The organism is Pelomonas sp. Root1237, assembly GCF_001425055.1.
GTDB lineage: Bacteria > Pseudomonadota > Gammaproteobacteria > Burkholderiales > Burkholderiaceae_C > Pelomonas.
Window position 1 is genome coordinate 872,376 of record NZ_LMDK01000001.1, and the last position, 13,596, is coordinate 885,971.

At 68.6% G+C, this 13,596-nt stretch carries 14 protein-coding genes; 7 read left to right on the plus strand and 7 right to left on the minus strand.

The window, feature by feature from the left end; all coding sequences use genetic code 11:
• On the minus strand, positions 1-1,635 hold the full coding sequence (locus tag ASC91_RS03940) for a hypothetical protein (RefSeq protein ID WP_056192392.1): 1,635 nt from the start codon (positions 1,633-1,635) through the stop codon (positions 1-3).
• A gap of 113 nt (positions 1,636-1,748) precedes the next feature.
• Between ASC91_RS03940 and ASC91_RS03945 the strand changes: the two genes are divergently transcribed.
• Positions 1,749-2,291: a 5-formyltetrahydrofolate cyclo-ligase gene (locus ASC91_RS03945; RefSeq protein ID WP_056192395.1), complete on the plus strand. Its 543-nt coding sequence runs from the start codon at positions 1,749-1,751 to the stop codon at positions 2,289-2,291.
• 6 nt (positions 2,292-2,297) lie between these two features.
• Positions 2,298-3,953: a cation:proton antiporter gene (locus ASC91_RS03950; protein ID WP_056192398.1), complete on the plus strand. Its 1,656-nt coding sequence runs from the start codon at positions 2,298-2,300 to the stop codon at positions 3,951-3,953.
• Here the strand turns inward: ASC91_RS03950 and ASC91_RS03955 are convergent.
• Genes ASC91_RS03955 through ASC91_RS03965 form a run of 3 tightly spaced genes read right to left on the minus strand, consistent with a single transcriptional unit; the run spans position 3,950 to position 6,117 of the window.
• The gene (locus ASC91_RS03955; protein WP_056192402.1) at positions 3,950-4,576 is read right to left on the minus strand and encodes a LysE family translocator; all 627 of its coding nucleotides are present in this window, start codon (positions 4,574-4,576) and stop codon (positions 3,950-3,952) included. The genes ASC91_RS03950 and ASC91_RS03955 overlap by 4 nt on opposite strands.
• A 10-nt stretch (positions 4,577-4,586) precedes the next feature.
• Positions 4,587-5,120 (minus strand): DUF4199 domain-containing protein, encoded by a 534-nt coding sequence (locus ASC91_RS03960; protein WP_056192405.1) that lies wholly within the window; start codon positions 5,118-5,120, stop codon positions 4,587-4,589.
• A 40-nt stretch (positions 5,121-5,160) separates the two neighbouring features.
• Positions 5,161-6,117, minus strand: a complete 957-nt coding sequence (locus ASC91_RS03965) for a LysR substrate-binding domain-containing protein (RefSeq protein ID WP_056192407.1) — start codon at positions 6,115-6,117, stop codon at positions 5,161-5,163.
• 90 nt (positions 6,118-6,207) lie between these two features.
• Between ASC91_RS03965 and ASC91_RS03970 the strand changes: the two genes are divergently transcribed.
• Positions 6,208-6,504 (plus strand): DUF2917 domain-containing protein, encoded by a 297-nt coding sequence (locus tag ASC91_RS03970; protein ID WP_082532395.1) that lies wholly within the window; start codon positions 6,208-6,210, stop codon positions 6,502-6,504.
• Here ASC91_RS03970 and ASC91_RS03975 read toward each other — a convergent pair.
• Both ASC91_RS03975 and ASC91_RS03980 read right to left on the minus strand, forming a co-directional pair.
• On the minus strand, positions 6,454-6,861 hold the full coding sequence (locus tag ASC91_RS03975; protein ID WP_056192413.1) for a TfoX/Sxy family protein: 408 nt from the start codon (positions 6,859-6,861) through the stop codon (positions 6,454-6,456). The genes ASC91_RS03970 and ASC91_RS03975 overlap by 51 nt on opposite strands.
• A gap of 6 nt (positions 6,862-6,867) precedes the next feature.
• A complete protein-coding gene (locus tag ASC91_RS03980; RefSeq protein ID WP_056192416.1) occupies positions 6,868-7,995 on the minus strand; it encodes a sterol desaturase family protein in 1,128 nt (375 codons plus the stop codon).
• Positions 7,996-8,094: 99 nt separating this feature from the next.
• Here ASC91_RS03980 and ASC91_RS03985 point away from each other — a divergent pair, with 99 nt between their 5' ends.
• The 4 genes from ASC91_RS03985 to ASC91_RS04000 all read left to right on the plus strand — a co-directional run bounded on the left by ASC91_RS03985 (position 8,095) and on the right by ASC91_RS04000 (position 11,336).
• Positions 8,095-8,664, plus strand: a complete 570-nt coding sequence (locus ASC91_RS03985; RefSeq protein ID WP_056192418.1) for a 5-formyltetrahydrofolate cyclo-ligase — start codon at positions 8,095-8,097, stop codon at positions 8,662-8,664.
• A 73-nt stretch (positions 8,665-8,737) separates the two neighbouring features.
• Positions 8,738-8,962: a DUF1161 domain-containing protein gene (locus tag ASC91_RS03990; RefSeq protein ID WP_056192675.1), complete on the plus strand. Its 225-nt coding sequence runs from the start codon at positions 8,738-8,740 to the stop codon at positions 8,960-8,962.
• Between the two features lie 8 nt (positions 8,963-8,970).
• Positions 8,971-10,287 carry a Xaa-Pro dipeptidase gene (pepQ, locus tag ASC91_RS03995; protein ID WP_056192420.1) on the plus strand — a complete coding sequence of 439 codons (1,317 nt, stop codon included), beginning with the start codon at positions 8,971-8,973 and terminating at the stop codon, positions 10,285-10,287.
• A complete protein-coding gene (locus ASC91_RS04000) occupies positions 10,287-11,336 on the plus strand; it encodes a hypothetical protein (RefSeq protein WP_056192422.1) in 1,050 nt (349 codons plus the stop codon). The genes pepQ and ASC91_RS04000 overlap by 1 nt, the downstream gene beginning before the upstream one ends.
• Here the strand turns inward: ASC91_RS04000 and ASC91_RS04005 are convergent.
• Positions 11,333-13,579, minus strand: a complete 2,247-nt coding sequence (locus ASC91_RS04005; protein ID WP_082532396.1) for a galactose oxidase — start codon at positions 13,577-13,579, stop codon at positions 11,333-11,335. The genes ASC91_RS04000 and ASC91_RS04005 overlap by 4 nt on opposite strands.
• Positions 13,580-13,596 lie beyond the last annotated feature (17 nt).

The following is a 13,596-nucleotide window of genomic DNA, read 5'->3' on the forward strand; positions in this document are numbered from 1 at the left end:
TCAGCTCGCGTCCACGTTCCAGCCCTCGATCTCGAAGCGCAGCCGCCCGCGGATGCCGGGGTTGGTGGGCTTCATCTTGCCGTTGGTGGCGACCGCGCTGCTGTCAAAAGGCACGCTGACCTCGATGCGGCCCGACTTCAGCTGCTTGGCCGCGATCTCGGTGTCGGCCATGGACACGCCGGCATCCTGCCAGGCGTATTTGACCTTCCACGCCTCGCCCTCGTTGGCTGGCGGCACCATCTCCAGGATCAGCGCATTGCGGAACAGATAGCCGCCCTCGAAGTGCTCGTTGAGCCACAGGCGCTTTTCGATTTCGTAGTCGGGCACGCGCACGCCCAGCGTCATGCCATAGGCGAGCGACTTGCGGCGCGGGTTGATCTTGGCCCGGTTGGCGAGGAAGACGCTGCTGAGGTAGAGGCTGGCGTTTTTCTTCCAATCGGCCTGGGCCACGCAGGCGACGGAATCCTCCTCCGTGGTGCGCCGCGTCAGGTACCAGAGCTTGCCGCGCGGCGAAGCCTGCACCTCGATCTGGTAGAGGGCATTGACGGCCCGGCCGGCGTCGGCCTCCTCCTGCACCTTGTCGGGCAGGCGGATGTCGTCGATCTCCAGCCACAGGTCCACCCGCACGTCGCCGAACAGGAAGCGGGCCAGGTTCTGGAAACCCTCCTCGCTGTTGACGATGCCGAAATAGCCCGAGTGGGCGCGGTAGACGAAGGCCTTGGCACACTGGTCGGTGATGTTGCCCTTGGCGTCCAGGCCGCACAGCGTCGCGTTCTCGATCTTGACGAGGCCGTCGCTGCCATGGCCGACGAAGCTGCGCGACACGCCGGCCGCGGCTTCGTAGTCCAGCCGGTTGGTGCCCACCAGCGTGAAGACGCGCCGCGACGGGAAGCGGGCCTCAGGGATGAGGTCGGCGCGCTTGTGCTTCTTGGCAGCCGTGGCCAGGTCGAGGTAGGCCGGCATGCGCTTGTCGCGGTCAAAGTTGGAGATGTCGTTGACGCTCAGCCAGGACGGGATGTTCACGCCCAGCACGTCGATGCCGTTGTGGGGCGTCGCATAGGTGAAGAACTTGTCGACGTGCTTGGCGACCTTCTCGGTGTCCAGCGCCACGTTCTGCAGGAAGGCGCGGCAGACCAGGCCGCCCATGGAGTGGGCAACGAGGTAGCAGCGGAAGTCGGCCGGCTTGATCTTGTTGTCGGGGTTCTTGCAGACCAGGTCGCGCACCCGGGCGATCAGCTTGGACAGCCCCTTGGCGAAGTCCTCGATCTCCGGCGTCTTGCCGCTGCCCAGATAGGAGGAAGCGGCGTCGTAATAGCGATAGATGACGATGCAGCGGTTGCCCAGCTTGTTGTCGGTCGGCTTGCCCAGGGAGTCGGCCTCCCATTCCGGGTCGACGATGTCGTAGCCGTCCTCGTAGACGTCCTTGTACTGGTACTCCGAGGCCAGCCGCACGACGGGCGACTCGAACACGTACTTGCGGGGCCTGTCGGTCTTGTTGGGCACGGCGCGGTACATCGTCGAGCCGAGGTTGAAGCCGCAGAAGGGGTCGGCCGTGGTCTCGTCGATCTCGCCGCGCGACATCGCATAGCCGCGCACGTAGATGATGGGATGGAAGGGGGTGTCGGGCGTGGGCATGGCGGCTTCCGAGCATTGGCGACGAAGGCAACCATAGCCCCAGCCGGGCGTTGTGAGGAGCCGTGGCGTCATCAGGGCTGAGGAGCAGACTGGCCCTGGGTTTTAATTGGCCGATGACTGCTTCTCACCCCGACCGTCCTTCACTGCGCCGCGAGCTGCTGGCCGCGCGCCGCGGCTTTGCTGCCAGCCCGGCCTTCCAGACCGCGCAGGCCGCAATCACGCTGGGCCTTCACGAGCTGCTGGCCCAGCTGGAGCCGGAACTGCTGGGCGTGTACTGGCCGCTACCCGGCGAGTTCGATCCCGGCCCTGTGCCATTCGCGCGCGCGCTGCCGTTTGCGCGCCGTGAACCCGCTGAGATGGTCTATCGCCGCTGGGACGGCGGCGTACCCGCGGCCCAGGACGAATGTGGCATCGCCTCGTCGACCGGCGCGGTCGTTGTACCCGACGTCGTGCTGGTGCCCTGCGTCGGCTTCACGCGAGAGGGCTTTCGCCTGGGCTATGGCGGCGGCTATTTCGACCGCTGGCTGGCCGAACACCCGGGCGTGACGACCATCGGCCTGGCATGGTCCGCGGCCGAAACCCATTTCCCCGTCGAGGCGCATGACCGTGCGTTGACGCTGATCCTCACCGAGCGCGAGCTCCTCACTCCTGAGTAATTGGCGATGCACGATGGCATGACCCTGATCTCGACGCTGGCCGCTGCCTTTGGCCTGGCCCTGGTGCTGGGCCTGCTCGCGCAATGGGCGCGGCTGCCGGCCCTCGTGGGCTACTTGCTGGCCGGCGTGCTGATCGGGCCGCACACGCCGGGCTTTGTCGGCGACGTGCACCTGGCCCAGCAGCTGTCAGAGGTCGGCGTCATGCTGCTGATGTTCGGCGTGGGCCTGCATTTTTCGGTGCACGACCTGGTGTCGGTCAAGGGCATCGCACTGCCCGGTGCGCTGGTGCAGATGGCCGCGGCGACGGCGATGGGCGCGGGCCTGGCTCACGGGTGGTGGGGCTGGGACCTGGGCGCGTCGCTGGTGTTTGGCCTGGCGCTGTCGGTGGCCAGCACGGTGGTCCTGCTGCGCGCGCTGGAATCACGCGAGCTGCTGCACACCGGCAATGGCCGCATCGCCGTGGGCTGGCTGGTGGTCGAGGACCTGGCCATGGTGCTGGCCCTCGTGTTGATGCCGGTACTCAGCGGCAAGGGCGATGGCGGCGGCAACCTGGCCGTCACCATCCTGACAACCTTGCTCGCCGTGGCGGCCTTCGTGGCCGTCATGCTCATCGTTGGCCGGCGCCTGCTGCCGTGGCTGCTGTGGCAGGTCAACCGCACGGGCTCGCGCGAGCTGTTCACGTTGGCCACCGTGGCCGCCGCCATCGGCCTGGCGGTGGGGGCGGCGGCGCTGTTCGGTGTCAGCGTGGCGCTCGGCGCCTTCTTCGCCGGCCTGGTGCTGCGCGAATCGGCGTTCAGCGAGCGCGCGGCCCACGAGAGCCTGCCGCTGCGCGACGCCTTCGCCGTGCTGTTCTTCGTTGCGGTGGGCATGCTGTTCGACCCGCGCATCCTCGTCGAGCAGCCGTTGGCGGTGCTGGCGACGGTGGCCGTCATCCTGGTCGGCAAGACGTTCGCCGCCGGCGCGCTGGTGCTGCTGCTGCGCTATCCGCTGTCGACCGCGCTGACGGTGGCGGTCAGCCTGGCGCAGATCGGTGAATTCAGCTTCATCCTGATGGGGCTGGGGCAGAGCCTCAACCTGATCCCCCCCGAGGCGACCAGCCTCGTCGTCGCGGGCGCCATCGTGTCCATCGCGCTGAACCCGCTGCTGTTCTCGGGCGTGGAGCCGCTGCGCCGCTGGGTGCTGAAGCGTTCGGCCTGGGCGCGCAAGCTGGAGGCACGCGACGACCCGCTGGCCGAGTTGCCGGCCGACACGCCCGAGAGCGCGCTGGCGGGCCAGGTGGTGCTGGTCGGGCACGGGTCGCTGGGCACCGCCCTGCATGACGAGCTGGGCAGCCGCCCGCTGGTGGTCATCGACCGCGATCGCGAGGTCGTCGAGAAGCTGCGTGCCGCCGGCCATGCGGCCGTGCTTGGCGACGCCAGCGAGGCCATGACGCTGGTGCAGGCCCACATTGCCCAGGCGGATTGGCTGGTGATGGCGGTGACTGATGTGCGCGTGGTGCCAGCCATGCTTGCCACGGCGCGCCAGCTCAACCCCGGGCTGCGCTGCGCTGTCGTCGCTCACACCTCCGAAGAGGCGCAGTGGCTGGGTGAGGCCGGCGTCAACCATGTGCTGCGGTCGCAGCAGGCGCTGGCACAGGCGCTCGCTCGGGTCGTGGCCGCCTAGGCTTTCTGCTTGCCGCCAAAGGCCGCATACAGGCCCAGCGCGAAGTACACCAGCGCCGACACATAGCGCCCGCGGCCGCTGGCGTCGCGCAGCAGTGGCTTCATCCAGCCGGCCAGCAGCGCATAGCCGCTGTCCGTCAATGCCGCCACCGCGACGAAGAGACCACTGAGCGTCAGCGCCTGTGCGGCCTGCGAACCCTCGGGATGCAGGAACTGCGGAATGAAGGCGGCGAAGAACAGCGTCGTCTTGGGGTTGAGCAACGCGACGAAGAAGCCGTCGCGGAAGAGCTTGCGTGGCTCGGCGGGTGCAGGCGGCGTGCCGTCAGCCACTGCGGCCGGCTGGCGCAGGGCCTGGATGCCAAGGTAGACGAGATAGGCCGCGCCGGCCCAGCGCACGGCGGTGAAGGCCAGCGACGACGCTGCGAACAGCGCCGCCAGGCCGATGGACGCGCCGACCGCATTCGTCAAATTGCCGAGGGCGACGCCGGCGACCGACGCCAGGCCTGCCGTGCGCCCCTGCGCCAGCGTGCGCGCGACGATGAAGACGACGCCGGGGCCCGGCGTCAGCGCGAGCACCAGGGTGGCGATCAGGAAGGCGTAGAGGGCGGCGCCGGTGGGCAGCATGGGTGCCTCCTCAGATCCGCTTCGAAGCCATGAAGCGCGGGTTGCGCAGCAAGGCCGCCGAGATCAGTGACACCAGCAGGCCGACCGGCACGATCTCGGCCATGGTCATCGGGAAGCGGAACAGCGGGTTGGCGTAGTTGCGTTTGAACTCGTCCATCTCGGCCGCAAGCTTGGCCAACTCCGCCTCGGGCAGGCCCTTGGCCTTGCTCTGGGCCATGTACATCTTGGCCCACTCGGTGCCGAAGTCCAGCTTGGTGACGGCCAGCGTGACTTCCCAGGCCGCCGCATAAACGACGCCTGCGACGAGGCTGATGGCCAGGCCCAGCGCGAAGGCGGGCCAGAAACGGATGACGCCGCCGAGTTCGTCGTCACGGCGGCGCTTGATGGCGACGAAGATCAGGCTCAGCGCGATCAGCATCAGCGTGTAGCCGATGACCATGCCGTGAGCCGGCGGCGCCCCCCGGTTCAGGATCAGCAGGGCGAACAGCGGGATGCCGGCAGCCAAGCCGGCGACGGCACCGAAGCACACGATGGTTTTCAGCATGGGCCGATGTTCAGACCGGCCCGGCCGGTAGCGCAACAGGTCAGACCCCTGCCACCTGTGCCCGCGTGATGGCCGCCTGCTCGCGCACCCAGTCCGCAAACTGCTGCACCTCGGGCCGGCGCGCGGCGTTCGGGCCCAGCATCATCCAGTAGCTGAACGGGCAGCCCAGCCGTCCGGCCTTGCCGAAGGGCTCGACGAGCTCGCGGCGCGTCAGATGTTCGTGCACCAGGGGCAGGCGGGCCAGCGCTACACCCTGACCGGTCAGCGCGGCCTGCACCTGCTGGTAGGTGAAGTTCAGGTACAGCCAGCGGCGCGGCTGCAGATCGTGCTCCCCCATTTCGGTCAGCCAACGACGCCAGCTCAGGAACTCGGCGCTGGGACGGGCGTCGTCTTCTTCGGCCAGCGCATGGCCGGCGAGGTCGGCGGCGCGCTTCAGCGGCGCCGGTGGGTTCTGCAGATACCAGGGGCTGACGCAGGGCGACAGCAGCTCCTCGAAGAGCTGCTCGGCGTCCGCCGGCACCGAGGGACGGTCGTCATAGCGCAACGCCAGGTCGCTTTCGCCGTCCTCCAGGTCGACCTTGCGGTCATAGGCCGACACGCGGATGTCGATGTCGGCATGCTCACGCTGGAAGGCCTCCATGCGCGGGATCAGCCACAGCGATGCGAAGGACGCAAAGGTGCTGACGTTGACGACGCGCCGGCCACGCGAGCGGCGGATCTGGCGCACGGTCTGGTCCAGCCGGGACAGCACGGCCACGGCGGTGGGCAGCAGCACGGCACCGTCGCTGGACAGCTCCACCTTGCGCGTGCCGCGCAGGAAGAGCACGCAGCCGATCTCCTCCTCCAACGACTGGATCTGCCGGCTGATGGCCGACTGCGTCAGGCTCAGTTCCTCGGCCGCCGCGCGGAAGGACAGCAGGCGGGCGACGGCCTCGAAGGCACGCAGCGGACCGATGGACAGGGGTCTTTGGCGGACTGGTTGCTTCGGCTGATTCATGCGTGAATGGTATCAATCGGCGCCGCGGAGTCATTGGACCGCCTTGGGTGAAATAAGCAGAATCCCTGACATCAACCCAGGAGTCTCATCATGAGCGACGCGCAATCTGTTTGGCATTTGGACGGTGGCCGGGCCATGACCTTGGCCGGTGGCGCCGAGTCTCGCCGCCTGGCGGTGGCCCGTGGCCGCGTCTGGCTGACGCTGTCGGGCACCCCCGACGAGCCGGCCGAAGACAAGTGGCTGGAGGCTGGCGAGGCCGTGGCGCTGGCGCCGGGCCAGACGGCGGTGCTGGAAGGCTGGCCCGCCGCCGACTTCGAGCTGTTGGTGCCGCCGGTGTCAGCCTCGGCGAGCCGTGGTTTTCTTGCCCGCCGGTTTTTGGGCCGCTGATTTCTTCCTGGCCACGGGCTTCGCGGCCTTGGCGTTGGCGGCACGCAAGGCCGCCTCGAGCGCCAGCCGCGCCCAGGGCAGCATCAGCGCAGGTGATTCCAGCGTCTCCTCGGGCGGCTGGTAGTAGCTCATCACCTGGCGCTCGCCGTTCTTGGTACCGTAGCTGAAGGGCTCGCAGCCGGCTGCGACGAAACGCTCACGCGACACGTCGTCGGTCTTCAGATAGAGCTGGTTCGAGATGACCAAGGCCATGAACAGGCCGTCCACGTAGATGCCGTGGCCGCCAAACATGCGGCGCGGCCGCACCGGGCCGAGGGGCTGCAGCAGCTCGACGCAGAGCTCGATGAAGGCGTCCATGCGTGATCAGCCCTTCCAGGTGAACGGGAAGTGCAGCTGGCGCAGGAAGCCGTCGGGCACATAGTCACCCAGCACGCCGTAGTGCTCCGGCCATTTGCGATCCGACTGCACGGCGGTGCCGAACAGGTGGTCCAGGAAGGCGAAGTGAGCCGCGTAGTTCTTGTCCAGCGCCTCCTGGTCCTGCGAGTGGTGCCAGTGGTGGAAGTTGGGCGTCACGATGAGGTAGCGCAGCGGCCCCAGGCGCACGCTGACGTTGGCGTGGTTGAACACGGCCTGGAAGCCGACGACGACGATGTAGGCGTCGATGACTTCCTTGCTGAAGCCCAGCACGAAGATGGGTGCCAGCACCAGGGTGCGCGTGATGATGAGCTCCAGGATGTGCTGGCGCGAGCCGGCCAGCCAGTCCATGCTCTTCACGCTGTGGTGCACGGCATGCAGCCGCCACAGCGTCGGCACCTCGTGATAGGCGCGGTGCGTCCAGTACTGCACCAGGTCGGCCACCAGGATGATGAGAAAGAGGGCGACGGGGAAGGGCAGGCCCTGCACCCAGCCCTGGATGCCGTCTTTGGCCGCCCAGCCGAAGAACTTGTGCACCAGGAGATTGGTGGCCAGCATCACGAAGCCCACGGCCAGGTGGTTGACGATGAAGTGGTGGAAATCCGTCTGCCACTCGGGGCGGAACACCGGCTGGTCACGGCGCAGCGCGAACAGCTTCTCGATGAAGACGAAGATCAGCGTCGAGCCCAGCAGGTCGAGGATGAACCAGTCCAGGCCGACATAGGGCGTGTGGTCGGGGAAGTTCGGGTCCACCTCGACCTTGTGCCCGCCCAGCGCCAATGCCAGGCCCAGCAGCACGAAGGTCCACAGCGCCAGCCAGCGCATGCGGCTGAACACGATGTTGAACAGCGCCAGCCCGCCGGACAGCACCAAGGCCCAGTACAGCAGGCGCCGGATCACGTCGACGTCGTAGGACTGGCGCAACTGCGGCGTCGTCAGGTATTCGGGGAAGTGGAAGGCCAGCACGCCGAGGAAGCACAGGATGGCCAGCGTGAGCGCGATGACGCCGCTGATCATGCCGCGGCCCGGCTTGAGCGCCCCGCTTGATTCGCTGAGCTGGTTGAGCTTGTTCAGCACTGGTGGTTCTCCCTGCGTTTCCGTTGGGTCGGGACTCTAGCGAGGTCGGCGCTTGGCCCACAATGGCCAGATTCACAGGTCCGGAAGAAAGCCACGCTCTTGGACGCCAACGACCGCGCCGCCATCCGGCACAAGCTGATCGAACAACGGCTGGCCCTGCCCAACCGCCTGGACCTGGCCGCCGAGCTGCAGGAGGTGCTGAGCGTCTGGCTGCTGCGCCGGCGCGAGACCACCATCGGTGCCTACTGGCCCATCAAGGGTGAGTTCGACCCCCTGCCCACCCTTTACCGATGGGGTGAGAACCACCCCCATCGCCGCATCGGCCTGCCGGTGGTGGACAAGGTGCATGGCACGCTGCGCTTTCATGTCTGGTACCCCGGCTGCCCGATGGAGGAAGACGCCTTCCACATCCCCAAGCCCAAGGACACCGAGGAGTTCAAGCCCCAGCTGATGCTGGTGCCCTGCCTGGGCTTCGGACCTGCCGGCCTGCGGCTGGGCTATGGCGGTGGCTTCATGGACAAGACGCTGGCCGAGATGGATCCCAGGCCGGCGGCTGTTGGGATCGGCTATGCGCATGGCTTTTTGCCGTTGTTGAAGCCGAGTCAGCTGGATGTGGCGTTGGATGCAATGTTGACGGAGGAGGGGGTGGTCTGGGACAAGGACGGCTGAGGCAGCGGGCATCTCGATTGCCGGGGTGCTCTGCCGCAGAATGGCTGCCTCGCAACCCCTGCCCAAGCTCGCCATGCGTACCCTCCTGCTGACCGTCGCCCTGTCCCTGGGCTGCGCCGCTGCCTTTGCCGCGTCCAAGCCCTGCGACGAACTCAAGACCGAGATCGCCGCCAAGCTCGACGAGAAGGGCGTCAAGGGCTACGAGATCGCTGCCGTTGACAACGACAAGGTCGGCGACGCCAAGGTCATCGGCAGCTGCGACGGCGGCACGAAGAAGCTGACCTACGTGCGCAAGTGAGCCGAGCGATGAGCCTCTACACCGACCACCTTGCCGCATTGCAGCAGCACGCGGAATCGGCACTCGAGCGCACCGGCTTCGACACGCTGCTGATCGCCTCCGGCATCGAGAAATACGCCTTCCTCGACGACCGGCCCTATCTCTTCCAGGCCAACCCGCATTTCAAGCACTGGCTGCCGCTGACCAACCACCCGCACTCCTGGCTGGCCGTGCGACCGGGCAGGAAGCCGCGCGTCGTCTACTACCAGCCCGACGACTACTGGCATGTGCCGCCGAGCGTGCCCAGCGGCGAGTGGGTGAATGCGGTCGAGCTGGTCGTCATTCACGAACCGGAAGAGGCTGCCGCCGCGCTGGCCGACTGCATCACGCCGCGCACAGCCATACTCGGTGAAGCCGATGCCGCGCTGCCGGGGCTCACACCCAACAACCCCGAGGCGCTGCTGAACCTGCTGCACTGGGCCCGCGGCGTGAAGAGCCTCTATGAGCTGGAGCAGATGCGCGCCGCCCAGCGCCGCGCCGTGCCGGGCCACAACGCCGCCCGCGCCGCCTTCCTGCGCGGCGAGAGTGAGGCATCCATTCACCGGGCCTATCTGGTCGCCACCGGCCACACCGACCGCGACCTGCCCTACAGCAACATCGTCGGCCTCAACGAGCACGCCGCGGTGCTGCACTACCAGTACCAGGACGAGAGCCCGCCGCCCGAGTCGCGCAGCTTCCTCATCGACGCCGGCGCCCAGGTCAACGGCTATGCCAGCGACATCACCCGCACCTGGGCGGCGCCCGGCCATGACGAGTTCGCGGCGCTGATCGCGGCCATGGAGCGTGAGCAGCTCGGCCTGGTCGACGAGGTGCGCGAGGGCGTCGACTACCGCGACATCCACCTCAGCACGCACCGCCGCATCGCCCGCGTGCTGCGCGAGGCCGGCATCGTCAACATGAGCGATGAGGCGATGGTGGCCGAAGGCGTCACCAAGCCCTTCTTCCCGCACGGCATCGGCCATCTGCTGGGCCTGCAGGTGCACGACGTCGGCGGCTTCATGGCCAACGAGGACGGCGGCGTGGCCGACAAGCCCGAAGGCCACCGCTACTTGCGGCTGACGCGGCCGATTCAGGCGGGCATGGTGGTCACCATCGAGCCGGGGCTGTACTTCATCCCGACGCTGTTGCGCCAGCTGCGCGCATCGCCGCAGGCGGCGCAGGTGGACTGGGACTGCGTTGACCGGCTGGCGCGCTACGGCGGCATCCGCATCGAGGATGACGTGGCCTGCCGCACGGCCGGCGAGGCGCCCGAGAACCTGACGCGGGACGCATTCGCGTTGGTGTGATGAACCTCTCGATGGTGCTGCTGGCCGGCGCGCTCGCGCTGCCCGCCAGCGCGCCACCGCCCGACGCCCAGCTCGGCCGCGTCGAGGTGCAGGGCGAAGCTGCCACGGCGCGCGAGAGGAAGACGCTTGGCCAGCTCTTCAAGGCCGAGTCGTTGTTCGACAAACACCATGCCCTCGCGCCGGCCGCGGCGCTGAAGTTCAAGGTCTATGCGCGCACTCAGGCCGAGACGACGCAAGCGCTCGAACTGGGCCTGATGACGCGCGGTGGCCGCCAGCCGGTGGTGCTGGATGCCGAGGACCGTTTCGTCGTCGACCCGGCCTGGCGGCGGCTTCCTGAGCGCACCGAGGTGCGCAGCCGTCTGGCCGATGGTCGCGTGACCTGGCGGCCCGACATCCGCACGCCCGGCCTGCCCGAGAGCGAGCGGCGCCTGGGCGACTTGCGGCTGCAATGCCGCGTCGCCTTCGGCAGCGGCGTGGCACGCGGCGCGACGTTCCTGTTCGGGCTGCTGCAGCTGGACACCGCCGATTGCGCGGACCGTGACTGGAGCCCCAGCAACTTCGCCGACCGGCCCATCTTTGCCGTGACGCTGGTGCACGGCGAGCGTCGCCTGACCCTCAGCGCACGCCTGCTGCACGGCCTGCGCGACGACGGCGGGCCCGACTACGACTGGGGCTATTCGCTGCGCGAGCGCATGTTCCGCCTGCCCATGGGCGACGAGAGCTGGCCGGACGACACGCGCGTCGTCTTCGAGGCCATGGACGATCCGCCTTCGCCGCCGGATGCGGGCGTTCAAGCGATCAAGGACGACTGGGCCCAGGCTGCCCTGGCCCTCGCGCCAGGCATGTCGCCTGTCGAGGTGGCGCAGCGGCTGGGCAAGGCGAGCGACGACACGCGCTTTGAATCCGGCCGGCGGCTGCAGCGCCATCTGCACGAGATCAAGACGCCGGCCGGGCCGCTGCGGCTGGAACTGGTCAGCCTGTTTGATGCCGACGACCGGCTGCTGAAGTCGTCGTTGCGGCGGCTGGAGTTGCCCAAGCCCAAGCCTTAACGCGCCGGGTCGCCGTATTGCACGCCCCGCCCATGCGTGCCGACGTAGACGCGGCCAAACACCTTGGGGTCGCCGCTGATCTGCAGGATCAGGCCCCACTGGTGCGCGTCGTCGTTGATGCGCCGCCAGCTCGCTGCACTGTCGGCCGACCGGAAGATGCCGTATTGGCCGGAGACGACACCGACGAGGTAGAGGGCCGGCTCGGCTGAGCCTGGCGACGCGCGGCCAAAGCCGAAGGCGTGGATCTGCGTGACGGCGGGCTGCCGCTTGAAGCCTTTGCCATCACCGGCGCGGTACAGGCCGTGGTAGGCCGCGAGCCACAGGTCGCCCTCGCGGCCGGGCGTGGCGTAGAGCCTGTCCTGGCCGCCGCGGTGGTCGCCGCGGTCGCCGCCGTCGTGGTTGCGCGGCGCGGGGCGTTCGACGGCACCGTCGGGCAGGGCCAGCGGCCGGGCGCTGAAGGTCTTGCCGCCGTCGTCACTCGCGTACAGCTTGTCGTCGAACAGCGCCATTGCGTGGAAGCGGCGCGGGTTCACGCGGTCGGCAACGACACGGGTGCCGGCGGGCAGGCCCTGCGCCGCGGTCCACGTGTCGCCGCGGTCGTGGCTGACATGGGGCTGCCCACCCTTCGGTGTCCAGACCCAGGCCTTGCCATCCGCAGACACGGCGATGAAGCCGTCGCCGGACTTGGGGTCGGGCACGGCGGCCGGCTCACGCCAGGTCTTGCCGCCGTCCAGCGAATAGCCCAGGTTTTTGCCGATGCGTGCATGGCCGATGCGCACGATGACCTCGGGCGCCAGCTCGGCGCCGGTCACGTCGTGCGTGTTGCCGAAGAAGGGCGGCTTGGGGTTGCCGGGTGCGGGCACGTCGAGGTCGGCATGGACGAAGCCCGAGTAGTCACCGATGGCCGTGACGAGCGGGACGCCCTGGGTCGGGCTGTGCAGCGCCAGGGCCACGGTCTCCTCGATGCCGGTGCTCATGACCTGCCAATGCGTGGGCTTGGCGTTGTCGGCCTGGGTCAGGTCCAGCGTTTCCCAGCCGCCATAGCCGGTGGTGAAGAGGGCATGGTCGGGGTTGGCGGGGTTGATCTTGACGTCGTACATCCAGTGCACCGGCGTGTCGGCAACGTAAGGCGCGGCGGCGGCGTCGAACTTCGCAGCGAGGAACGGCGGCTTCCACGTCGCGCCGCCATCGGTGCTGCGAAAGAGCTGGTCGCCCGCGCCTCGGCCGACCGTGCTGGCGAGCAGGCGCTGCGGGTTCGCGGCATCGACGGCGACGGTGGCATAACCGAAGGGGAGGGCGGCGCTGGGGCGCTCGGGCGTGATGTCGGCCCAAGCCTGCTTGGGGATGTCGTAGCGCCAGACCGCGCCGTCTTTCATACGGTGCGGGCCGGGGTCGCTGGCATAGGCGATGTAGAGCTTGCCGTCACTCGCGAGCGCGGCGCGCATCGGGCGGTACTGCGTCGGGGCACCGGGGATAGGCAGCCAGCTCGTGCCGGCATCGCGACTCACCCAAAGGCTGGGCCGGCCGATGACCGACACGCCCGCGTAGATCGTTCGGCTGGGCTGGCCGCGTGTGCCACTGCTCGGGTCGAAGAGCACGAAGTTGATCGTCGCCTTGCCGTCGCTGCCGCCCCAGCTGGGTGGCGGGCCGTCGGCCGCGTCGCGGCGCCAGGCCGAGTCGGGGAAAGCGTCCACGCGCTGGAAGCTCTTGGCTGCATCCGCGCTGCGCCACAGGCCGGCAAAGCGGCTGGCGAGGTAGAGCACGCGGCCGTCATTGGGGTCCACGGCCAGCCGCTCGCCATTGCCGCGGCCGCCCTCATTGCCGCCGAGCTTGAAGGGCAAGTCGGTGCGCTGGAAGGTGCGGCCGCGATCGTGTGAGCGCAGCACGGCGCCATTGGGAACGGCGGGGTTGGTGTAGGTGCCGCAAGCCAGATACAGGGCGTCGGAGTCGTTGGGGTCGACGGCCAGGCTCTCCACGCCCATCAGGTTCACGTCGGCCAGCGGCAACCAGTCCAGCAGCGGCTGCCAGGGACCGGTGGCCGTGTCGCGGCGGTAGGCGCCGCCCATGTCGGTGCGGGCATAGGCCAGGCCCGGCACGGCGGGCTGGAAGACGATGCCATCCACAAAGCCGCCGCCACCGATGGCGACCGGGCGCCAGTTGTAGGACACGTCGGCAGGTGGCGCGGCCTGGGCAGTTGCGGCGGCGAGCAGCAGGGCGCCCAGCAGGGGCTTGATGGGGTTCATGTCTCCAGCACTTCTTA